We start from the raw sequence: 21,988 nt of genomic DNA on the forward strand, positions 1-21,988 counted from the left end.
GGAACGTGCCTTTTGGTTCCTATACAATGTTATCCAATGGGACCATTGGAATCGCCTCCGTCGGGTGCTTACGTCCGTCTGCTTGCTGACGAAGCGAAGCGGCTTCAGAACGAGGCGCGCGGCGCTTTTGAACAGGGCCATTACACCCGTGCTTCGGCCTTGATCGGCGATGCCGAGCTACTTGCCGAGGATGTCCACAGCCTCGTCAGTGATATTGAGCGACACGAAATTGGTGGCTTGGCCACCATCACCGCTTACGATGTCAGAGCGATGCCACTACCGGAATCGCCGCGTTATCATCCGCGCATTGCGCTGCCATCACGCCGGGTGCGCATGGCGCTGGGCGCGAGCCTGTTTATGAGCCTCGCGCTGGCGGAGTTCTAAGGCCGCCTGACCCAACGGCTGCAATTATCCTGCGCGCAGTTCTTCGGCGAGCAGCTGGAAATCGGCTTCACGCGGAGAGTTTCGGCGCCAGGCGAGCACGATCTCGCGCTTGGCGGTTGGGCTGTCCACCGGGCGTGCCACCACCTGCGTTCCAGCCAGAATGCCTGCATTCAGTGCCATTTCAGGCAGCATCGTGAGACCCAAGTCATTGTCGACCAATTGCACCAGCGTGTGCAACGACGTGCCGATCATGGCGGCACTCGCACGCAGTTCGGCGCGGTTGCAGGCCGCCAGCGCATGATCGCGCAAGCAGTGGCCATCCTCTAGCAGCAATAACCGGCCCTGATCGATCATCTCGGGCTTGATACTGGCAGGAGGATCGCGCGGATCGTCCTTGGGAAAGGCAATAAACAGCCGGTCGTCAGCAATGTGCGCGAAAGCTGCATCGCCGGTATCGAAGGGCAGAGCCAAAAGCACGCAATCGACCCGGCCATGGCTCAGCGATTCGAGCGCATCGTGGGTGGTCTCTTCGCGCAGCAGCAGCTTGAGGTCAGGCCGCTCGCGCTTCAGCCGCGGCAACATTCGGGGCAAGAGAAAAGGGGCAATGGTGGGGATCACGCTCATGCGCAATTCGCCTGACAGCGGTTTGCCCGAGGCCTGAACCAGATCGGCCAGTTCCTCTGCTTCACGCAGCAGCCGGTTGGCCTTGGCCACCACCTGTTCGCCCAAGGCCGTGAAGCGGACCACCCGGCGCGAGCGTTCCACTAACGTCACGCCCAGCAGCGATTCCAACTCGCGGATGCCCGCCGATAACGTCGATTGCGACACGAAGCTTGCAACAGCGGCCTTACCGAAATGGCCGTGCTCGTGAAGCGCCACGAGATATTGCAGCTGCTTGATTGTGGGGAGATAGGTGGACACCGGGTCGCTCTATTCTGCGGCCAACACGTCAGGACCGCTGTCCGCCTCGCCCGGCGTCTCGGCTTCGGACGGGGAGGCGGGCACCGCGACATCGTCGATATGGGTCATCTTGAGCTTCCCGCGTTCGACCGCAAATGCGAGCTTTCCCTCGACCAGATCGAGCGCGTCTTTTCCGAACACATCGAACCGCCAGCCTTGCAGTACCGGAAGATCGCGCGCTCCGGCGGCGAGGGCTTCCATCTCGTCCGCACGGGTCAGCAAGCGGGGCGCAACGTCGATCTCGCGGGCGCGGATTTTCAAGAGCAGTTTCAGAAGGTCCGCCACAAGCGCGCCTTCCTTGCCAAGCGGGGCTCCCTGCTTGGCTTTTTCGGGCATCTCGCTCTTGGGAAGCGGTTCCGCCTCGGCAAGGATCTTCATCAGACGTTTGCCAATATCATTATCGCGCCACGCAGCGCTTAGCCCACGCACCTTGGCAAGATCGGCCTGATTTTTTGGCGGATGTGCAGCGATATCGGCCAGCGTCTCGTCGCGCATAATCCGGCCGCGCGGAATGTTCTTGTGCTGCGCCTCGCTCTCGCGCCAGCCAGCAAGCGCCTTCATCCGCCCGAGTACCTGCGGATTGCGGCCCGATTGACGGATGCGCTTCCATGCCTGACCGGGATCCGTGATGAAATTGGACGGATCGGCGAGCTTTTCCATTTCGGCGTTCAGCCACAAACCGCGCCCGGTCTTGATCAGCTTTTTCAGGATGCGGGGGAAGATCGTCGCGAGGTGCGTTACGTCGCCAATGGCATATTCAATCTGACGGTCGGTCAGCGGGCGCCGGCTCCAGTCAGTGAAACGCGCGCCCTTGTCGATGGTGAGGCCCATCCACGTTTCAACCAGATTGGCATAGCCGATCTGTTCGGACTGGCTGATCGCCATCATTGCGATTTGGGTGTCGAAAATGGGATGCGGGGTCTTCTGCGTCAAATTGACGATGATTTCGACATCCTGCCCGCCCGCGTGGAAAACCTTGAGCACGTCTTCATTCTCGCACATCAGATCGAGCAGCGGGGTAAGGTCGATGCCATCCGCCATGGGATCGATCGCGGCGGCTTCTTCGGTGTTGGCAATCTGCACCAGGCACAATTCGGGCCAATAGGTGTTTTCGCGCATGAATTCGGTATCGACCGCCACGAATTCGGATTTGGCGAGACGCGCACAGAGGTCGGAGAGGGCTTCGGTGGTGGTAATCAGCGGGTGGATTTTCATGTCATCTTTTCGCGTTGCGGGCGGAGTGCCGCCCTCGGGCTTGAACCCAGATGAGCCTGCCTTCTTTGACAAGCGCGGCTTGACAAAGCGCAAGGCTTCCCCTGTTAGCGCGCCGACGGCGAAGCAGTGCTTCCGAAGGCGCCGCGCGAATGCGCACTAGCGTCATAGCCGTGAACAGGACAAGAGTTTAGATGCACCCCTATCGCACGCATACTTGCGCACAGCTTTCTTCCGCCAATGTAGGCGAGACCGTTCGCCTATCGGGCTGGGTCCATCGCAAGCGTGACTTTGGCGGCGTGCTATTTGTCGATCTGCGCGATCATTACGGCATCACTCAAATCGTGGCCGACGCGGATTCGCCCGCCTTGGCGGTGCTTGATCGGCTGCGGGTGGAAAGCGTCATCACCATCGAAGGTGAGGTCAAGGCGCGCGCTGCCGAAACAGTGAACCCGCGTCTTGTCACCGGTGACATCGAAGTGTTTGCGCGCGGCATTACGGTGCAGAGCGCCGCTGAAGAACTGCCGATGCCGGTGGCCGACGAGCAGCCTTATCCCGAGGACGTGCGGCTAAAGTACCGCTTCCTCGACCTGCGGCGCGAGACGCTGCACAAGAACATCATGACCCGCGTGGCGGTGATCGCAGATATGCGGGCGCGGATGGGCGCGGTGGGTTTCAACGAGTTTTCGACTCCAATCCTGACCGCATCCTCGCCCGAAGGTGCGCGCGACTTTCTGGTGCCGAGCCGCATTCATGCGGGCAAGTTCTATGCGCTCCCGCAGGCGCCGCAGCAGTACAAGCAATTGCTGATGGTCGCAGGCTTTGATCGCTATTTCCAGATCGCGCCGTGCTTCCGCGACGAAGACCCCCGCGCTGACCGCCTGCCGGGGGAGTTCTATCAGCTCGATCTGGAAATGAGCTTCGTCACGCAGGAAGAAGTGTGGGAGACGATGGAGCCGGTGATCCAGGGCACCTTCGCTGCTTTCGCAGGGGACAAGGCTGTGACCCCGGCGGGAGAGTTCCCGCGCATCCCTTATGACGAGGCGATCCTCAAATATGGCAGCGACAAGCCCGACCTGCGCAATCCGCTGGTCATCAGCGATGTGTCGTCACACTTCACGCAGTCGGGCTTTGGCTTGTTCGAGAAGATCGTCGGCGGCGGCGGCGTGGTGCGGGTGATTCCGGCGCCCGCCACCCACGAAAAGAGCCGCAAGTTCTTCGACGAGATGAACGATTGGGCGAGGCGGGAAGGCTATGCTGGCCTTGGCTATGTCACCCGCAAGCGCGGCGAATTTGGTGGACCGATTGCGAAAAATCACGGGCCCGAGCGGATGGCGGAACTCTACGCCGAACTCGGCCTTGGCGAAAACGACGGTCTGTTCTTCGCTGCCGGCAAGGAGGCCGAAGCCGCCAAGCTGGCGGGCGCAGCGCGCATTCGCGTGGGCGAGGAACTGGGCTTGATCGACGAAAGCCGCTTTGCGCTGTGCTGGATCGTCGATTTCCCCTTCTACGAATGGAACGAGGACGAAAAGAAGGTCGATTTCAGCCATAACCCCTTCTCGATGCCGCAGGGCGGGATCGATGCGCTGAACGGGCAAGACCCCTTGACGATCAAGGCGTTCCAGTACGATCTGGTGTGCAACGGTTTTGAAATCGCGAGCGGATCGATCCGCAATCACATGCCCGAAACGATGGTCAAGGCGTTCGAGATTGTCGGCCTGTCGAAGGCGGATGTGGAGGAGCGGTTTGGCGGCATGTACCGCGCGTTCCAGTACGGCGCGCCGCCGCACGGGGGTATGGCTGCGGGCGTGGACCGGATCATCATGCTGTTGTGCGGTGCCAAAAACCTGCGCGAAATCTCGCTGTTCCCGATGAACCAGCGCGCCGAAGATTTGTTGATGGGGGCACCCAGCCCGGCTGAGCCCCGCTCCTTGCGCGAACTTCATATGCGCGTGGTCGAGCCGCCCAAGAAGGACAGCGCCTGATTTTTTCACCGGGTCTGCGGCGCGTCATGTCCCTTGTGGGCAGCGTGCCTCAAGCCCACTTGCACTTGCCCACGGCCTTCTTTAGGGCGGAGGCGAGATATTTAACCCCAGTTCAAGAGGGAATACTATGAGCGATACTGCCGACCGGGTGGCCAAGATTGTCGTAGAACATCTCGGCGTCGAAATTGACAAGGTCACTCAGGATGCGAGCTTCATCGACGACCTCGGTGCAGACAGCCTCGACATCGTCGAATTGGTTATGGCGTTCGAAGAGGAATTCGGCGTCGAAATCCCTGACGATGCGGCCGAGAAGATCACCACCGTGGGCGATGCAACCAAGTACATCGAAGAACACAAGGGCTAAGGCCCGGCCATCCCGTCTGTCCCTGGTCCTGCGCCTGTCGAAGGATCCTAGGGCCGTTCATTGTGCTTGCATGGCGACGGTAGAAATTCGGGATTTTGACAGGCTCAGCCCAGCGGGTTGAGCCTGTCTTGCGTTTTGGGAGAAGTTGAATGCGCCGTGTGGTTGTTACCGGGCTTGGTCTTGTTACCCCGCTCGGAGGCGACGTCGAAACGACGTGGGCCAACCTGATCGCTGGGGAGAGCGGAGCGGGGCAGATCACCCGTTTTGATGCCTCCAACCAGAAATGCACCATCGCCTGCGAGGTGAAGGGCAAGGATCATCCCTGGGGGTTCGACCCGGACAAGCGCGTGGATCACAAGGTTCAGCGGCAGGTCGATCCCTTTATTGTGTTCGGCATCGACGCCGCTGGGCAGGCGCTGGAAGATGCAGGCCTTACAGATATGACTCAGGCCGAAAAGGAGCGCACCGGCTGTTCCATCGGTTCAGGGATCGGCGGCTTGCCGGGGATCGAGCTGGAAAGCGTCAACCTCCACGAACGCGGCCCTTCGCGGGTGTCGCCGCATTTCGTGCATGGGCGGCTTATCAACCTCATCACTGGTCAGGTACAGATCAAATATGGCTTCATGGGCCCCAACCATTCTGTCGTAACCGCCTGTTCGACCGGCGCACATTCGATTGGTGACGCGGCGCGCATGATTATGGCGGATGATGCTGACGTCATGCTGGCAGGCGGCGCGGAAGGCACGATCTGCCCCCTCGGCATCGCCGGGTTTGCGCAGGCACGCGCACTCAACATGAGCATGAACGACCGCCCGACCGAAGCGAGCCGCCCCTATGACAAGGGCCGCGATGGCTTTGTTATGGGTGAAGGCGCGGGCGTGATCGTGCTGGAGGAATACGAGCGTGCCAAGGCCCGCGGCGCAAAGATCTACGCCGAAGTTACAGGCTACGGCCTGTCGGGCGATGCTTATCATGTCACTGCGCCGCACCCCGAAGGCCGCGGCGCGGAACTTGCGATGCGCATGGCGCTGAAGAAGGCGGGCCTTGGTCCGGGCGACATCGACTACATCAATGCCCACGGCACCTCGACCATGGCCGACACCATCGAATTGGCCGCGATCAAACGCGTGCTGGGCGATGATCTGGGCGGCGCGTCAATGTCATCGACCAAATCGGCCATCGGCCACTTGCTGGGCGGCGCAGGCGCGGTGGAGGCGATCTTCTGTATCCTCGCCATGCGCGACGGTGTCGTCCCCCCGACCCTGAACCTGCATGATCCCGATGACGGCACGGAGGGCATCGACCTTGTGCCGCTGAAGGCCCGCAAGCGCGAAGTGCGCGCCGTGCTCAACAATTCTTTCGGGTTTGGCGGCACCAACGCCTCCATCATCATGCAGAAGGTCGACTGATCCGGTGAGAATGGTGAGGCTTGCCCTGGCGGGCCTGGTCGCCATCCTGGCAGCCGTTGTGCTGGCATGGATGTTTATGGGTTCGGCAACAGTGTCCAAGGATACTAGCTTCACCATTCCCGCAGGCGCATCGGTGGCTTCGGTTGCGGACAAGCTTGAGGCCGAAGGACTGGTTTCCTCGGCATCCGGCTTTGTCCTTCAGGCCCGCATCTTTGGCTCCGAGAGCCCGATCCAGGCAGGCGAGTTTTTGCTGACGCCCGACATGAGCCAAGGCGATATCCTTGCCGCGTTCCAGTCTGGCGATGTCATTCGGCGATTTGTCACGATCCCTGAAGGGATGCCCTCGATCCTCGTGTGGGAGCGGTTGATGGCCGAGGAGTTGTTGATCGGCACCGTCGACGTGCCGCCCGAAGGCTCAATTCTGCCCGATACCTATGCCTTTGAACGCGGCCAGACACGCAAGAGCCTGGTGGAACAGATGCAAGCCGCCATGGACAAGGCGCTGGCCGAGGAATGGGCTGCGCGCAAACCCGGTATTGCGGTGGACACCATGCGCGATGCGCTGACCCTTGCTTCGATTGTCGAAAAGGAAACGGGCAAGGCAGAGGAGCGACGGATGGTTGCCGGCCTCTATTCCAACCGCGTGCGCACCGGCATGAAACTTCAGGCCGATCCGACGATCATCTATCCCGTGACCAAGGGAAAACCTTTAGGGCGGCGGATCAAGCAGTCCGAGATTGCAGCGGTCAATGGCTACAACACCTATACCCGCATCGGTCTGCCGGTAGGGCCGATCACCAATCCGGGGCGCGCCAGCATTGCCGCCGTGCTCAACCCGGAAGCCACGCAAGCGCTGTTCATGGTCGCTGATGGCACCGGCGGACACTGGTTTGCAAACACCCTTGCCGAGCACAATGCCAATGTGGCCAAGTGGTATGCAATCCGGCGCGAACGAGGCGAGATGTAACCGGGTATCCGTGGCGAACCCCTTTATCCTCACCGCGGCTTTGCCGCCCGATCTGGCAGGCTATGCCGAAGGCCTGCGCCGTGCGCATTTTCCGGCCGAGAGGAACCATCTCCACGCCCACGTGACGCTGTTCCACGCCTTTGCGCCATCGCTGCTTGAGGATCTGCGCGCCTTTCTTCCGAAGCTGGCGGGCGAATTTGCCGCGCCCCACGGCACCGTGAAGGGCGTGATGGATCTGGGCAAGGGCACGGCCATTGCGCTTGAGGCACCTGAACTTCTAGCCCTGCGCGTTCTCATTGCCGATCATTTCCACGGCAGCCTGACATCGCAGGACCTCCACGATCCGCGACCCCACATTACCATCCAGAACAAAGTCACAAAAGCTGAGGCGAGGGCGCTTCAGGCCAGCCTTTTGCCAGCACTTGGGCCATGGATCGCCAAGGGGCGGTTTGCGTTTCCTGCCCTTGAACTGCATCGCTACTGCGGCGGGCCATGGGAGCCCGTTAAAACCTTCACATTCCGCGGGCGTGCGCGGCTCTGAAAGGTGTATCAACAGGGCTTGACCCTGCGCCGCACTCGCCGTATTTGCGCGCTTCGCCCGGGCCGACACCCGGGGTCGAATCCGGTCTTCATTGAAGCGCCGGATGCCCACGGGGCGGAGTAGCTCAGCTGGTTAGAGCAGCGGAATCATAATCCGCGTGTCGGGGGTTCGAGTCCCTCCTCCGCTACCATTTTTCATCAAAATCGATTGCTAACGGCGGACATGCGCCGGGGGATGGATTTGTTGCTTTGCAAAAGCAAGGCGGCGCAGGAACAATGTTCCCGCGCCGCTTGGTCGTCATAGAGAGATGTTGGATCTAGAGCCGAACCTCAGCCACCTTGTCCTCGTAGTCGCCCTTGGGGTCGAGGCCGAGCAGCATCTTGATGCCCGCCACGATGGAGGATGCGTCAATCCAGATTTCGGCAGTTTCAGGATCGAGCCGGATCAGGGCGACCTTGGAGTCATCTTTGCCGGGAAACCAGGCGGCTACGAAACGATTCCACAATCGGTCAATCGTTGCCGGATCGCGTGTGGTGGACAGGGTGCCGTTCACCGTAGCCCAAACATCGTGACCCTTCGATGCGAAATGCGCCATCGCTCGGGGCGCGGTGTTCGCCAGTTCGGCTTGTTGGATCATGTTATAAAGACCGCTGTCGGTTGAGGTGAAGAACCACACCGGGCCGTGATATTCGCCGCCATCATAGCTGTCATCGTCGAGCTGCGCCGTCATCGGCCGCGCATGGCCGCCTTCCCCTTCGGCGATCCCCAGGAACATGGTCCTGTCACTGTTGAGAGCCTTCCAGAACTTGGTCCGGATTTCCGCGTCGGTCGCCATGGGTCTTCTCCTTGCTTAATTGCATGAAGCCATAGTGCCGACGCGGAAAAATGTTCCGAATCAGAAGACTTCAAAGAGACCGGCTGCCCCCATGCCGCCACCAACGCACATGGTGACGACCACATACTTCGCGCCGCGGCGCTTGCCTTCAATCAGAGCATGGCCGGTGCAGCGTGCGCCGGTCATACCATAGGGGTGGCCGATCGAAATCGACCCGCCGTTGACGTTGAGGATATCATTATCGATGCCCAGCTTGTCGCGGCAATATAGCACCTGCACAGCGAAGGCTTCGTTCAGTTCCCACAGACCGATGTCATCCATCTTGAGGCCGGTTTGCTTGAGCAGCTTGGGGATCGCGAAGACCGGGCCAATGCCCATCTCGTCAGGCTCGGTGCCGGCAACGGCCATGCCGACATAGCGGCCAAGCGGCTGCAAGCCCTTCTGTTCAGCCAGCTTGGCTTCCATCAGTACGGATGCCGAAGATCCGTCAGACAGCTGCGAGGCATTGCCTGCGGTGATGCACATGTCCGGCCCCATCACCGGCTTGAGGCTTTGCAGGCCTTCAAGCGTGGTTTCGGGACGGTTGCCTTCATCCTTGGTCAGCGTGAATTCGCGCTGGCTGACTTCCTTCGTTTCCTTGTCCATCACGTTCATGGTGGTGGTGACGGCAACGATTTCGTCGTCGAACTTGCCGGCGGCTTGCGCCGCGGCAGTGCGCATCTGCGACTGGTAGGCGTATTCATCCATTGCGTCGCGACTGATGCTGTAACGCTTGGCCACGGTCTCGGCGGTCTGCAGCATCGGCATGTAGACGTTGCCGTGCATGGCGAGCAGCGACTTATCCATCGACACGCGCATTTCGGGCGTCTGCACCATCGAGATCGAATCCTGACCGCCGCCGACAACGATATCCATGTTGTCGACGATGATCTGCTTGGCTGCGGTCGAAATCGCCATGAGGCCCGATGAGCATTGGCGGTCGATGGTCTGGCCCGACACGGTAACAGGGCAACCGGCCCGCAGGGCTACCTGACGGGCAATGTTGCCGGCTTGCGTCCCCTGGTTGAGGACAGCGCCCCACACCACGTCGTCAATGGCGCCGGCTTCGATACCGGCGCGTTCGATCGCGGGAGCAAGGCTGTAGGCGCCCAGCGTTGCGCCGGGTGTGGCGTTGAAAGCGCCCTTGTATGCACGGCCAATCGGCGTGCGGGCGGTGGAGACGATAACGGCGTCACGTGCCATGATTGAGGGTATCCTTTGTGTTTCGCCCCATCCCGTCATCCCGGCGAATGCCGGGACCCATAGATCGCGAGGGCGGAGCTGATGTCTCTGGACCCCGGCCTTCGCCGGGGTGACGCTCAAGATAAAACCGGAATTACACGAAGTATTGCGTGATCCACTCGCACATCAGGGCGGGCTTATCCTCGCCTTCGATCTCGAGCGTGATTTCGCAGGTCTGCTGCCATTGGCCGGGGCGCTTTTCGACCATTTCGGTGAGCTTCCAATGGCCGCGGATGCGCTTGCCGGCGCGTACAGGCGCGATGAAGCGGGTTTTGTTGCCGCCGTAGTTGACGCCCATTTTCACGCCGTCGATGCGCGGCGCGCCGCCGTTTGCACCGAGATAGGGGATCATCGAGAGCGTCAGAAATCCGTGAGCGATGGTCCCGCCAAACGGGGTCATCTTGGCCATTTCTTCGTTGATGTGGATGAACTGGTGATCACCGGTCGCCTCGGCGAACTGGTTGATGCGTTCCTGGCTCATTTCGGCCCATTCGCTGGTGCCGATATTTTCGCCGACCTTGGCGGCCAATTCCTGCGGTGTCATGGGGGCTCCTCCTCGTTTTTGCCGGCGGAATCCCGTGCCCGCCGCGCTCGTTTCACCGGGCTACATGGCGCATCAGCAGGGGCAGTGCAACGCCCGCAGCTATGCCGTTACGGCACCGCGCATTGTGTTTGCGATAGCTGCCTTGCGCCCAGCGCTGCGCGCCAGCGACCCGCGCGCCGAATCGATCCGCGCGCAGTAGGTGTTGAGCCCGATTTGTAGGCCAACCAGCATCAGCATCACCGGCTGATAGGCGATCCCCTGAAACGCCGCCCCCACCAGATAGATCAATGCGCTCATCTGCAAGGCCGCTGCAAAGGGCGTGATCCACCGGGTCGCCTCGTCCTGGGCGGCCCGCCAGCGGCGCTGGATCATCTCCATCTGCCAAAGACCCACAGCGTGCAGCGCCAACCACAGGATCAGCCCGGGCCAGCCCTGTTCGCCCAGCATTTCAAAGAACGAGGAGTGGTAGGCGCGGCCCCGGTCCTCGACCGGTTGATAGGTGATGGTGGTGGTGTTCCCATCGGTCTGGGTGATCGGCATGACATAGTTGAACCGGTTGCCGCGATAAGCATCAAACCCCCCGCCAAAAGGTTTGTCTGCGACATAATCGAGCGTCCATTGCCACACTGCCATCCGAGTCGAGGCGCTTTCGTCGCCACTAGGCTGGGCGATGGTGGACATGCGGTCATAAAAAGATTGCGGCAGGAAGGGCAGGGCGGTCAACCCCAGCACGCCCGCGCCCGCGATGAACAGGATGCGGCGCTTCGTGTAGCGCAGCATCAGACCGCCCAGCGTGGCAATGCACAGCAGGCCGGTGCGCGCTTCGGTGCCCACTGGCACCAATAGGCAGGCGAAAGTCAGCGCCACGGCGAACCCCGTCACCAGCCAGTGCGGGCGGAAGATCGTGCCGTGTTTGACGAACCACCACAGCATCGGGACCAGCCCGATCGCTACCGTCGCCAACGTCGAGCTTTCATAGATGCCGCTATTGTCGTTCACGAAAAACTTGAGGTTCTGATACCCCCCGCCGCCCAGTACCGTCTTCATTCCTGTGCCGATTACAATGGTCGCAACCGATAGCAGCAGCACCAGCGCCAGCCCTTCGATCCGCGCGCGGGTGGTTAGGGTGAGGGGAAGGAAAATGGCGAACAGCAGCGCCTTCCATACCCATTCCCACTTGGTCTGCGCATCCTCGGGGAAATCGGCGCTGCTGGTGGTCCAAAAGCAGTAGAGCAGCAACAGCACCATCAGCCCCTGTCGCAGGGTAAACCGTGCGCCTTCCTTGCGATCAAGCACAAACCAGCCTCCGAATGCGGCGGCAAAGGCGATCATGGACAGCGGCAGACTGGTAATCAGTGCGTAGCCGATCCGCTGCGGCGCCAGAATGTCGATGTAGACATACAGCAGCACCCATAAAAATGGGCGCTTAAGCCCAAGAGCCAGCACGAATCCGATAAAAGCAAGGAAGGCGAGATCAAGCATTCTTGTGCGCTACCGGCTCGTGCTCGTCACCGTTGATACCGCTGTCGGTTCCCCGCCGACGTGCAGCATTCCGGCCCGCCCTGCTGTTCGCCTTACGCTTGTTATCTGCTTCGGACTTGAGGGTGCCGATCAGCGGATCATCGTCCAGCCCAGCGCGCATCACGAGCCGCAGCAAAGCGATGGCCATGAGGCCGTGTCCAATAGCAAGTGCGATGTGATCGATCATACTGGCGGGCAGCTTTACCCGCAGCGAGTTGACGCGGCGTTAAGCACGCCTGCGATAGATAGCAGGACATGACCCGCGTTCTGCATGTGCTCGACCATTCGTTGCCGCTCCACAGCGGCTACACCTTCCGCACCCGCGCCATTTTAAAGGCGCAAGAGGGGCTGGGGTTGGAGGTGCGCGGGATCACCGGGCAGCGGCATAATCGTGAGGCTGCACTGAACGGCTCGGCTGAGGAAACAGACGGGCTTATCTTCCACCGGACGCCCGGCACGCCATCTGGCCCGCCTCCTTTGCGCGAAATGGGCGAGATCGAGGCGCTGACAGCGGCCATCCACGCGCTATCGGCAGAGTGGCGACCCGACATCATCCACGCCCATTCGCCGGCGTTGTGCGGCGCAGCAGCTCAGCGTGCGGCGCGGGCGTTGGGCATCCCCTTCGTCTACGAGATTCGCGCTTTTTGGGAGGACGCAGCGGTTGGCAATCTGACCGGCACGCAAGGCAGCATCAAATACCGCCTGACCCGCGCTCTCGAAACGCAGGTCGCCAGGAGCGCCGACGCGCTGTTCACGATCTGCAAGGGTCTCAAGATCGATCTCGCGCAGCGCGGTATTCCGGCCGATCGCATCCACGTGATGCGCAATGGCGTCGATCTGGAACTGTTTGGTGATCCACCGCCGCGCGATGCAGCCCTGGCAGCCGAACTGGGCCTTGCTGCGGGCGCGCCGGTAATTGGCTACATCGGCAGTTTCTATGCCTATGAAGGCGTTGATGACCTGATCGCTGCGATGCCGCTGCTCAGGCGCTCGCACCCCGATGCGCGGCTCTTGCTGGTGGGGGCAGGGCCGATGGAGGCAAGCTGGCGTGCAGCGGCAGCGGGGTTGACTGAACCTGACGCTGTGATCTTCACCGGACGCGTGCCGCATGCGGCGGTAGAACGCTATTACTCGCTGGTTGATGTGCTGGCTTACCCACGCAAGGCCCAGCGCCTCACCGATCTTGTCACGCCATTAAAGCCATTGGAGGCAATGGCGCAGCGGCGGCTGGTCGCAGCGTCCAGTGTGGGCGGGCACTGTGAACTGATGACCGATGGCGACACCGGCACGCTGTTTGCGCCCGATGATCCCGCCGCCTGCGCGGCTGCGCTCGCCGGGCTGCTCGATTCTCGCGAGGAATGGGGCGCGATGAAGGATCGCGCTGTCGCTCATGTGCGAGCACGCCACGATTGGGCGAAGAACGCCCGCGATTATCTCTCTGTTTACCATCTGTTGCTAGCGCCGACACAGGGCGGCGCAAAGGGGCGTGCGGCGGCAAGGGCAGGATAACGGACACATGAAGTTCGAACGGCATGATCGGGCGGAACAGCGCAAATCTGGTAACGCGCCGCGGCGGACATCGCGGTCGCTTGCAGGGCACCGGGCCTTTCCACCTATGCTGGGGCTGTGGGGTGCGATGCTCGGCGGCCTGACGGTCATCGTGCTTCCGGCGACGCTGGTGACTGGGGCTATCAACGCAGCGGGGATGGCGACTGGCGGCCTCCCGATACAGGCTATGGCTGCGGGCTTCGCGGCGCTGTTGCTTGGCGGCGGGCTGTATATCCTCGCAACCAGCGTGCATCGCCGCGCACGGCGCGCCATCAAAACGCCATCTCTGGCCGCATGGACGATCCGCTCCATGCGTCCGATCGATCCTGTCCGCGATCTGGGCAGCCGCAGCCTTGATGACCCGCTTGTTGCGATGCCCTTTGTCGCCTCAGCCGAGTTGGACGCCGACACCGACACCGACACCGGCACCGACGCCGAGGCCGGCAATGCCGAATCGGTGCAGAAGCCCGATGCGGCCCCACTTGAATTGGATCTTGCGGCTTTCGCTGAACTGCCTGGGCGCGATGCCGTCTGGGTTCAGGGCGAGCCTGAGACGCACATGATCCCCGGTGCGTATCAGAACTCTACGGAGAAGCGCGCTGCCGAGATGGCGACACGCGGCACGCCTGTTGCTTCGCTGCGCAAATCTGCTCCTTTGCCCGATCCCGGAACGGCAGCGCTCGCCCGGCTTCGTGCGGTGGCACCCAGCGAACTCAGCATTGTGGAAATGGTTGAACGCTTTGCAGGCGCACTTCACGAACATCGCAGCAGCCCGCCTTCAAAGGCGGTGTCTGCGGCCGATCTGGCTGCGCGTGAGGCCGCGCTGGCTGAAGCTCTCAAAGCGCTCGCTGCGTTGAGCGGAGAAAGTCTGGGCGATAATGCGCGTGAACCCCTGCGGTCCGCCTTGGCCGGTTTGCAACCCCGGCGCGGCGCAGCCTGACCGGTCGATCCGACGCAAATCGTGCAACCCAATCGGGTTTGGGATGCATGGCACGCAATGTAACGATAGTCTGAATAGGTCTGCAAGAAATATTGCTTCGCGCAAGCCCATTGCCAAATCTGCTTCCTGTCGGCATGAGAGGCCGAAATCGGGCGAAAGCAAACCTGAAAAGGGTTAAGCACGCCTGAGTGACCTGCCTTCAGGCGTGTCCCTTGCGTGAGCCTGTCTGCCGCAAGATGCGCGCCTGTCGGCATCTGACAGATCGGATCTTTGCCATGGGATACCCCTCCTCCCAGGGTCTTTACGACCCCGCCAATGAACATGATGCCTGCGGCGTGGGCATGGTTGCGCACATCAAGGGCGTGAAAAGCCACGCGATTATTGCGCAGGCGCTGGAGATCCTTGAAAAACTGGACCATCGCGGCGCGGTGGGGTCGGATCCGCTACTGGGCGATGGCGCGGGCATCCTGATCCAGATCCCCGACGCTCTGATTCGCCGCTGGGCTGAGGCGCAGGGCCATGATCTTCCTGGACCCGGCGAATATGGGATCGCCATGTGCTTCTTGCCGCAGGACGAGGCCGCACGCGATTTCGTCAAAGCGCGCATGGAGGCCTTCACCGTCAAGGAAGGCCAGCGTTTCATCGGCTGGCGCGAAGTGCCGACCACCATGGATGGCCTCGGCGCGGCAGTGATCGCCTCGATGCCGGTGATCCAGATGGCGGTGATTGCGCGCGGCGTGAATTGTGCGGGCCAGGATGGGTTTGAACGCAAGCTTCTGACCATCCGCAAACAAGTGCAAAACCCGTTGGCGAGCCTTGCTGCAAAGCATGGCCTGCCCGCCCTCACTGACACCTATATTCCGAGCTTCTCGACCCGCACCATCGTTTACAAGGGCCTGCTGCTGGCGACGCAAGTGGGCAGCTTCTACGACGATCTGCGCGATCCGGCCTGCGTGTCGGCATTGGGCCTCGTCCACCAGCGCTTTTCCACCAACACCTTCCCCAGCTGGCGGCTGGCGCACCCGTTCCGGTTCATCGCGCATAATGGCGAAATCAACACGGTGCGCGGCAACGTCAACTGGATGAATGCGCGGCGCCGCACGATGGAAAGCGAACTGCTCGGCCCCGATCTCGACAAGATGTGGCCGATTATTCCGCACGGGCAATCGGACACAGCCTGCCTCGACAACGCGCTCGAACTGCTGATCGCGGGTGGATATTCGCTCGCCCACGCGATGATGATCCTGATCCCCGAGGCTTGGGCCGGCAATGCGTTGATGGACGCTAGCCGGCGCGCCTTTTACGAATATCATGCCGCGCTGATGGAGCCGTGGGACGGCCCGGCAGCGGTGTGCTTTACCGACGGGCGCCAGATCGGCGCGACGCTGGATCGCAATGGCCTGCGTCCGGCACGTTTCTGCGTCACCAAAGACGATATTGTCTGCCTTGCTTCGGAAAGCGGCGTGTTGCCGTTTGCCGAAGAAGACATCGTGCGCAAATGGCGCCTGCAGCCGGGCAAGATGCTGCTGATTGATCTCGATCAGGGCCGGATCATCGAGGATGACGAGTTGAAGGCCGATCTGGCCGCAGCCGAACCCTATGCGGAATGGCTGCATCAGGCGCAGTACAAGCTGGAAGACATCACCGACATCGTCCCTGAACTCGCCGCGATTCCGGATCAGGAAACGACGCTGCTGCAACGCCAGCAAGCCTTTGGCTACACGCAGGAAGATATTGGCCGGTTTCTGGAACCGATGGCGGTTGATGGCGATGATCCGATTGGATCTATGGGCACCGACACGCCGATCGCCGTTCTCTCGGACCGGGCGCGCCTGCTGTACGACTACTTTAAGCAGAACTTCGCGCAGGTCACCAACCCGCCGATTGACCCGATCCGTGAAGAATTGGTGATGAGCCTCACCAGCATGATCGGGCCGCGTCCCAATCTGTTGGGCCGCGATGCCGGAACGCACAAACGGCTTGAAGTGCACCAGCCGATCCTGACCAACGAGGATCTGGCCAAGATCCGTTCGGTGGAAGAAGCGCTTGACGGCGCATTCCGTTGCGCGACGATCGACATGACATGGGATGCCAGTACCGGGGCCGAGGGCCTTGAAATGGCGCTGAAGGAAATGTGCTGGGCTGCGACCGAAGCGGTGCTGCAGGATCACAACATCCTTGTCCTGTCTGACCGCGGTCAAAGCGAGGCGCGGGTGCCGATGCCGGCGTTGCTGGCAACGGCAGCGGTGCATCATCATCTTGTGCGGCAAGGCCTGCGGATGCAGTCCGGCCTGGTTGTCGAAACCGGCGAAGCGCGCGAGGTGCATCATTTCTGTGTGCTGGCAGGCTATGGCGCCGAAGCGATCAACCCCTACCTCGCCTTCGAGACGATCGAAGCCCTGCGCGTCAAGCGCCACGCCGATATGGCGCCTGCCAAGGTGCAGCAGAACTTCATCAAGGGCGTGGGCAAGGGCATCCGCAAGGTCATGTCCAAAATGGGCATCTCGACGTACCAATCCTACTGCGGGGCGCAGATTTTCGACGCTGTCGGATTGTCGACGGCCTTTGTCGAAAAGTATTTCACCGGCACGGCCACCACCATTGAAGGCATCGGCCTTGCCGAAGTTGCCGAAGAAGCCTTGCGTCGCCACGGGCAGGCTTATGGCAACAATCCGCTGTACGACGGGATGCTCGATGTCGGCGGGATCTACCAATATCGCCTGCGCGGAGAGGAGCACGCCTGGACGCCGCAGAACGTGGCACAATTGCAGCACGCGGTGCGCGGCAATGACCCGAAAAACTACGCTGAGTTCGCCGCTAGTATCAACGAGCAGTCCGAACGGCTGCTGACCATTCGCGGCTTGCTGGAGTTCAAGAAGGCCGCCGAGCCGATCCCGCTCGAAGAGGTTGAACCGGCGGCAGAAATCGTGAAGCGGTTTTCAACCGGCGCGATGAGCCTCGGATCGATCAGCCACGAAGCGCACTCGACCATGGCGATTGCGATGAACCGCATCGGTGGCCGCTCAAACACAGGCGAGGGCGGGGAGGAGACGTTCCGGTTCACGCCGATGGCGAACGGCGATTCGATGCGCAGCCGGATCAAGCAGGTGGCCTCGGGCCGGTTTGGCGTGACGACCGAATATCTCGTCAATTCGGACGATATCCAGATCAAGATGGCGCAGGGCGCAAAGCCTGGTGAAGGCGGCCAGTTGCCCGGGCACAAGGTCGACAAGCGCATCGGCGCGGTGCGGCATTCCACGCCGGGTGTGGGCCTGATTTCGCCGCCGCCGCATCACGACATCTACTCGATCGAGGATCTGGCGCAGCTGATCCACGATCTCAAGAACGTGAACCCGGTGGCGCGGATTTCGGTGAAACTGGTGTCCGAAGTCGGCGTTGGCACGGTGGCGGCGGGCGTGTCCAAGGCGCGCGCGGATCATGTAACGATTTCAGGCTATGACGGCGGCACGGGCGCTTCGCCGCTGACGTCGTTGACGCACGCGGGTAGCCCGTGGGAGATTGGCCTTGCCGAAACGCAGCAAACGCTGCTGCTCAACGATCTGCGCGAACGGATCGCGGTGCAGGTTGATGGGGGCCTGCGCACCGGGCGCGACGTCGCCATCGGCGCGCTGCTGGGCGCGGACGAGTTTGGCTTTGCCACCGCGCCATTGATCGCGGCCGGGTGTATCATGATGCGCAAATGCCACCTCAACACCTGCCCCGTCGGCGTGGCGACGCAAGACCCGGTGCTGCGCGCACGCTTCACCGGTCAGCCTGAACACGTGGTCAATTACATGTTCTTCGTCGCCGAGGAACTGCGGGCGATCATGGCCGAAATGGGAATCCGGACCGTTGCCGAAATGGTGGGCCGCGTCGATCTGCTCGACACCCACCGGATGGAGCGTCACTGGAAGGCGCGGGGCATCGATCTAGGCCGGATCCTGCACCGGGTCGAACTGAAAGAGGGTGCTTCGCTGCGTCAGCGCGGGATCCAGGATCATGGGCTAGAAGGCGCGCTCGACAACCGGCTGATCGCCGATTGCCGCAACGCGATCGACACCAAGCAGCCCGTACAACTCGCCTACGAGGTGCGGAACGTGAACCGCACGGTTGGCGCCATGCTGTCGGGCGAAATCGCCAAGGCGCATGGGCATGAAGGTCTGCCGACCGACACGATCCGCATCAACCTCACCGGCGTGGCTGGCCAGAGCTTCGGCGCCTGGCTTGCGCACGGCGTGACGCTCGATCTCGTCGGCGATGCCAATGATTACGTGGGCAAGGGCCTTTCGGGAGGCCGCATTATTCTGCGCCAGCCGGCCGAAGCCCCGCGTGCATCGCAGGACAATATCATCGTCGGTAATACCGTGCTGTACGGCGCGATTGCGGGCGAGGCCTATTTGAACGGCGTCGCGGGCGAACGGTTCGCCGTCAGGAATTCGGGCGCCATCGCGGTGGTCGAAGGCACCGGTGATCACGGCTGCGAATACATGACCGGCGGCGTGGTTGTGGTGCTGGGCAAAACCGGACGCAACTTTGCCGCAGGGATGAGCGGCGGGGTTGCCTATGTCTATGACCCCGATGGGCAGTTCACTGACTTGGTGAACCACGCGCAGGTCGACCTGCTGTCGATTTCGGGCACGCCCGATACGGACGAGGGAACCGGACGCCCTGCTCAGCGTGCCCGCGGTGTCAATGATTTCGGCATGGGTGACATGCTGCGTCACGATGCCGAGCGGTTGCGTATCTTGGTGGAACTCCACCAGCTTCACACCGGCAGCGCGCTGGCGGGTGCGTTGCTGGCCGATTGGGACACGGCGCTCACCCGCTTCATCAAGGTGATGCCACGCGATTACGCAACGGCGCTACGAAAGCTCGAGGCCGAGCGCCACGAAGCCGCCAGCGTCGCTGCCGAATAGAACGTCAGGAACGAGACTGAACCATGGGTAAGGAAACCGGATTTCTCGAGCTGGATCGCCGCGAGCGGGATTATCTCGATCCGCAGGAACGACTGCAGAACTACCGCGAATTCATCCTCCAGCCGGATGAAGGCACGCTGGCAGGTCAGGCATCGCGCTGCATGAATTGCGGCATTCCGTACTGCCATAACGGCTGTCCGGTGAACAACCTGATCCCGGACTGGAATCACCTCGTTTACGAGGCGGACTGGAAGCGCGCGCTGGCGATGCTGCATTCCACCAACAATTTTCCGGAATTCACTGGCCGCATCTGCCCCGCACCGTGCGAGGCGGCGTGCACGCTCAACATCATCGATCAGCCGGTCACCATCAAGTCAATCGAATGTGCCATCATTGATCGCGGGTGGAAGGAGGGCTGGGTCACACCGCAGATCCCGGCGAAGAAGACGGGCAAGTCTGTGGCGGTGGTCGGGTCCGGTCCGGCGGGCCTTGCGTGCGCGCAGCAATTGGCGCGGGCGGGCCATTCCGTGACGGTGTTTGAAAAGAGCGACCGTTTGGGCGGGTTGCTGCGTTACGGCATCCCCGATTTCAAGATGGAAAAGCACCTCATCAACCGCCGCGCTCAGCAGATGGAAGCCGAAGGCGTGACGTTCAAGACATCGAAGGAAGTCGGCGTCGACGTGTCGTTCAAGTCCCTGCAGGAAAATTTCGATGCTGTGGTGCTGGCGGGCGGCGCGGAAGATGCGCGGGCCTTGGCCATTCCGGGCGCGGAAATGAACGGCGTGCGGTTGGCGATGGAGTTCCTGACTCAGCAGAACAAGCGTGTGGCGGGCGACGATGAAGTGCGCGCCGCGCCGCGCGGTAGCCTGACCGCGACGGGCAAGCATGTGGTTGTGCTGGGCGGCGGGGACACCGGAAGCGACTGTGTCGGCACGTCGAACCGGCAGGGCGCGACAAGCGTCACGCAGCTCGAAATCATGCCCAAGCCGCCGGAAAAGGAAGACAAGGCGCTCACCTGGCCCGATTGGCCGATGAAGCTGCGCACCTCGTCAAGCCACCAGGAAGGCGTGGAGCGCGATTGGGCGGTGCTGGCCAAGCGGGTGATGGGTGATGGTGAAAAAGTCACCGGCCTCGAATGCGTCCGGGTGGAATGGGCAGGCGGTCAGATGCAGGAAATGGCGGGCAGCGAATTCGTGATCCCGGCCGATCTGATCCTGCTGGCGATGGGCTTTGTCGGGCCGAAAAAGTCCGGAATGCTCGAGCAGACAGGCGTGACGCTGACGGCGCGGGGCAATGTCGATGCCGACACCGAACGCTACGCCACCAGCGAACCGGGCGTCTTCGCCTGCGGCGATATGCGGCGCGGGCAGAGCCTTGTGGTCTGGGCTATCCGCGAAGGCCGTCAGGCGGCGAGGGCGGTGGACGAGGCGCTGATGGGGGTCAGCGAACTTCCACGGTGAGGGGAGTAGGGTCCGCTTCCGCGAAAATTTGTCCAAAAGCTGCCGTTCGGGAAGCGACCCCTTTGCCGCCATTCGTGAAAGCGCTATTTGGCGCCATGCCTGTTGCCTCACCGCCGGTTCCTGAAAGAACACCCGCGCCTCTCCGTGCTGGTGAACGCGAGTTCATCAAGGAAGCGGTTGAACGTTTCTACGGACTTGACGCTATTGTCCGCAACTATGGGCCTCATGCAGATCGATTAGAGCTTCACGTTGAGACTGACGCGGAAATGGACATGCGGAAGTATGACTGTCTCGGTGTGCTCCTAACCCGCATCGATCGACGGCAGATAAGCCTTGAAGTCACTAAACGTGGCACAAAGATACGTGGGAGTGCGAAGCTGGCTTATCGCCAAGGCGTGATCCTCTAGCGGCAGAAATCCACCCATCACCAGTCATGAGCAAGACCAGTTCGCGATTCTGGAAGCGGCACGGCAGCTTCGCCTCCCTACTGCAAAATTCCTGCCTTTCAGCTACCGACCCCATAGCTGCCATGATGATTTCGGTGCTGGATGCGCCGATGAGACTTGTCACGCTACGCTAGATGTCGATATTGGCGCCATGGTCGAGAGTTCCTTTTTTGGCACATTAAAGCAGTCGTTGCACCTCTATCTGGCTTGGCTCCACAGGGGGAAAGGAAGGGTGGGCAAAGCAAGGAAGCGAATGGATCTGGCCCTCGCTTCCACAGCCAAACCAGAAGCTCTCATTCTCGCCTTTGACGGCAACCTGATGATCAAAGAAGATCGCCTTCAACCCGCTATGGCCCGCTTTCAGGAATGTTTGGAAATCGCGAAGCCCGAAGAAAGCGCAGACGACGATTACGTGGCCAGATACTGTAGGCTATGGCTTGCTATCAACGATGAGCGCGTCGGATTCGAAGAAATCAAATCGCGAGCGGAAGAGCAAAACTTGGCTTGGCCAAAAGCGTCGAAATTCGTGCAGGTATATCTGCCTCGCTCACCGATTGACGCGTTAGAAAATATATGCGGGCATCGAACAGCAAAGAGCCTAAATGATTGGTGCCAACCTCCTCATGCAACACTCATCAGCACGAAAACTACTTTCGATATTTAATGCCCGTTTTC

General features: G+C 61.3%; 18 protein-coding genes and 1 tRNA gene. 12 read left to right on the plus strand and 7 right to left on the minus strand.

Going from position 1 to position 21,988, the window contains the following annotated elements:
• Positions 1-45 precede the first annotated feature (45 nt).
• Positions 46-384 carry a hypothetical protein gene (locus ACRANW_RS08475; protein WP_479431374.1) on the plus strand — a complete coding sequence of 113 codons (339 nt, stop codon included), beginning with the start codon at positions 46-48 and terminating at the stop codon, positions 382-384.
• A gap of 24 nt (positions 385-408) precedes the next feature.
• Here ACRANW_RS08475 and ACRANW_RS08480 read toward each other — a convergent pair whose 3' ends face one another.
• The gene (locus tag ACRANW_RS08480) at positions 409-1,305 is read right to left on the minus strand and encodes a hydrogen peroxide-inducible genes activator (protein WP_479431375.1); all 897 of its coding nucleotides are present in this window, start codon (positions 1,303-1,305) and stop codon (positions 409-411) included.
• Between the two features lie 9 nt (positions 1,306-1,314).
• Positions 1,315-2,559, minus strand: a complete 1,245-nt coding sequence (gene rnd, locus ACRANW_RS08485; RefSeq protein ID WP_479431376.1) for a ribonuclease D — start codon at positions 2,557-2,559, stop codon at positions 1,315-1,317.
• Between the two features lie 191 nt (positions 2,560-2,750).
• On the opposite strand from rnd, the gene aspS reads away from it, so the two are divergent.
• From aspS to ACRANW_RS08515, 6 genes are all read left to right on the plus strand, one after another.
• Entirely contained in the window at positions 2,751-4,541 is a 1,791-nt protein-coding gene (gene aspS, locus ACRANW_RS08490; protein ID WP_479431377.1) for an aspartate--tRNA ligase, read from the plus strand.
• A gap of 127 nt (positions 4,542-4,668) precedes the next feature.
• On the plus strand, positions 4,669-4,905 hold the full coding sequence (locus ACRANW_RS08495) for an acyl carrier protein (protein WP_479431378.1): 237 nt from the start codon (positions 4,669-4,671) through the stop codon (positions 4,903-4,905).
• 149 nt (positions 4,906-5,054) lie between these two features.
• Positions 5,055-6,314 carry a beta-ketoacyl-ACP synthase II gene (fabF, locus tag ACRANW_RS08500; RefSeq protein WP_479431379.1) on the plus strand — a complete coding sequence of 420 codons (1,260 nt, stop codon included), beginning with the start codon at positions 5,055-5,057 and terminating at the stop codon, positions 6,312-6,314.
• A gap of 10 nt (positions 6,315-6,324) precedes the next feature.
• On the plus strand, positions 6,325-7,281 hold the full coding sequence (mltG, locus tag ACRANW_RS08505; protein WP_479431380.1) for an endolytic transglycosylase MltG: 957 nt from the start codon (positions 6,325-6,327) through the stop codon (positions 7,279-7,281).
• Positions 7,282-7,291: 10 nt separating this feature from the next.
• Complete coding sequence (locus tag ACRANW_RS08510; RefSeq protein WP_479431381.1) at positions 7,292-7,822, plus strand: 2'-5' RNA ligase family protein; 531 nt, start codon at positions 7,292-7,294, stop codon at positions 7,820-7,822.
• 113 nt (positions 7,823-7,935) lie between these two features.
• Positions 7,936-8,012 (plus strand) — tRNA-Met (locus ACRANW_RS08515).
• 126 nt (positions 8,013-8,138) lie between these two features.
• On the opposite strand, the gene ACRANW_RS08520 is transcribed toward ACRANW_RS08515, so the two are convergent.
• The 5 genes from ACRANW_RS08520 to ACRANW_RS08540 all read right to left on the minus strand — a co-directional run bounded on the left by ACRANW_RS08520 (position 8,139) and on the right by ACRANW_RS08540 (position 12,190).
• Entirely contained in the window at positions 8,139-8,657 is a 519-nt protein-coding gene (locus tag ACRANW_RS08520) for a pyridoxamine 5'-phosphate oxidase family protein (RefSeq protein ID WP_479431382.1), read from the minus strand.
• Positions 8,658-8,717: 60 nt separating this feature from the next.
• Positions 8,718-9,899, minus strand: a complete 1,182-nt coding sequence (locus ACRANW_RS08525; RefSeq protein ID WP_479431383.1) for an acetyl-CoA C-acyltransferase — start codon at positions 9,897-9,899, stop codon at positions 8,718-8,720.
• Between the two features lie 133 nt (positions 9,900-10,032).
• A complete protein-coding gene (locus ACRANW_RS08530; RefSeq protein ID WP_479431384.1) occupies positions 10,033-10,482 on the minus strand; it encodes a MaoC family dehydratase in 450 nt (149 codons plus the stop codon).
• Positions 10,483-10,581: 99 nt separating this feature from the next.
• Positions 10,582-11,964 (minus strand): putative O-glycosylation ligase, exosortase A system-associated, encoded by a 1,383-nt coding sequence (locus ACRANW_RS08535; protein WP_479431385.1) that lies wholly within the window; start codon positions 11,962-11,964, stop codon positions 10,582-10,584.
• Positions 11,957-12,190, minus strand: a complete 234-nt coding sequence (locus ACRANW_RS08540; protein WP_479431386.1) for a hypothetical protein — start codon at positions 12,188-12,190, stop codon at positions 11,957-11,959. Before ACRANW_RS08540 ends, ACRANW_RS08535 begins: the two co-directional genes overlap by 8 nt.
• A gap of 68 nt (positions 12,191-12,258) precedes the next feature.
• Between ACRANW_RS08540 and ACRANW_RS08545 the strand changes: the two genes are divergently transcribed.
• The 5 genes from ACRANW_RS08545 (at position 12,259) to ACRANW_RS08565 (ending at position 21,977) form a co-directional block, all read left to right on the plus strand.
• Positions 12,259-13,512: a TIGR04063 family PEP-CTERM/XrtA system glycosyltransferase gene (locus tag ACRANW_RS08545; RefSeq protein WP_479431387.1), complete on the plus strand. Its 1,254-nt coding sequence runs from the start codon at positions 12,259-12,261 to the stop codon at positions 13,510-13,512.
• A 7-nt stretch (positions 13,513-13,519) separates the two neighbouring features.
• Positions 13,520-14,491, plus strand: coding sequence for a hypothetical protein (locus ACRANW_RS08550; protein WP_479431388.1), 972 nt, complete (start codon positions 13,520-13,522; stop codon positions 14,489-14,491).
• Positions 14,492-14,766: 275 nt separating this feature from the next.
• The gene (gltB, locus tag ACRANW_RS08555; RefSeq protein ID WP_479431389.1) at positions 14,767-19,407 is read left to right on the plus strand and encodes a glutamate synthase large subunit; all 4,641 of its coding nucleotides are present in this window, start codon (positions 14,767-14,769) and stop codon (positions 19,405-19,407) included.
• A 23-nt stretch (positions 19,408-19,430) separates the two neighbouring features.
• The gene (locus ACRANW_RS08560; RefSeq protein WP_479431390.1) at positions 19,431-20,867 is read left to right on the plus strand and encodes a glutamate synthase subunit beta; all 1,437 of its coding nucleotides are present in this window, start codon (positions 19,431-19,433) and stop codon (positions 20,865-20,867) included.
• 699 nt (positions 20,868-21,566) lie between these two features.
• A complete protein-coding gene (locus ACRANW_RS08565) occupies positions 21,567-21,977 on the plus strand; it encodes a hypothetical protein (protein WP_479431391.1) in 411 nt (136 codons plus the stop codon).
• Positions 21,978-21,988: the final 11 nt, after the last annotated feature.

The organism is Erythrobacter sp. 'gip.4 top 5' (assembly GCF_056495765.1).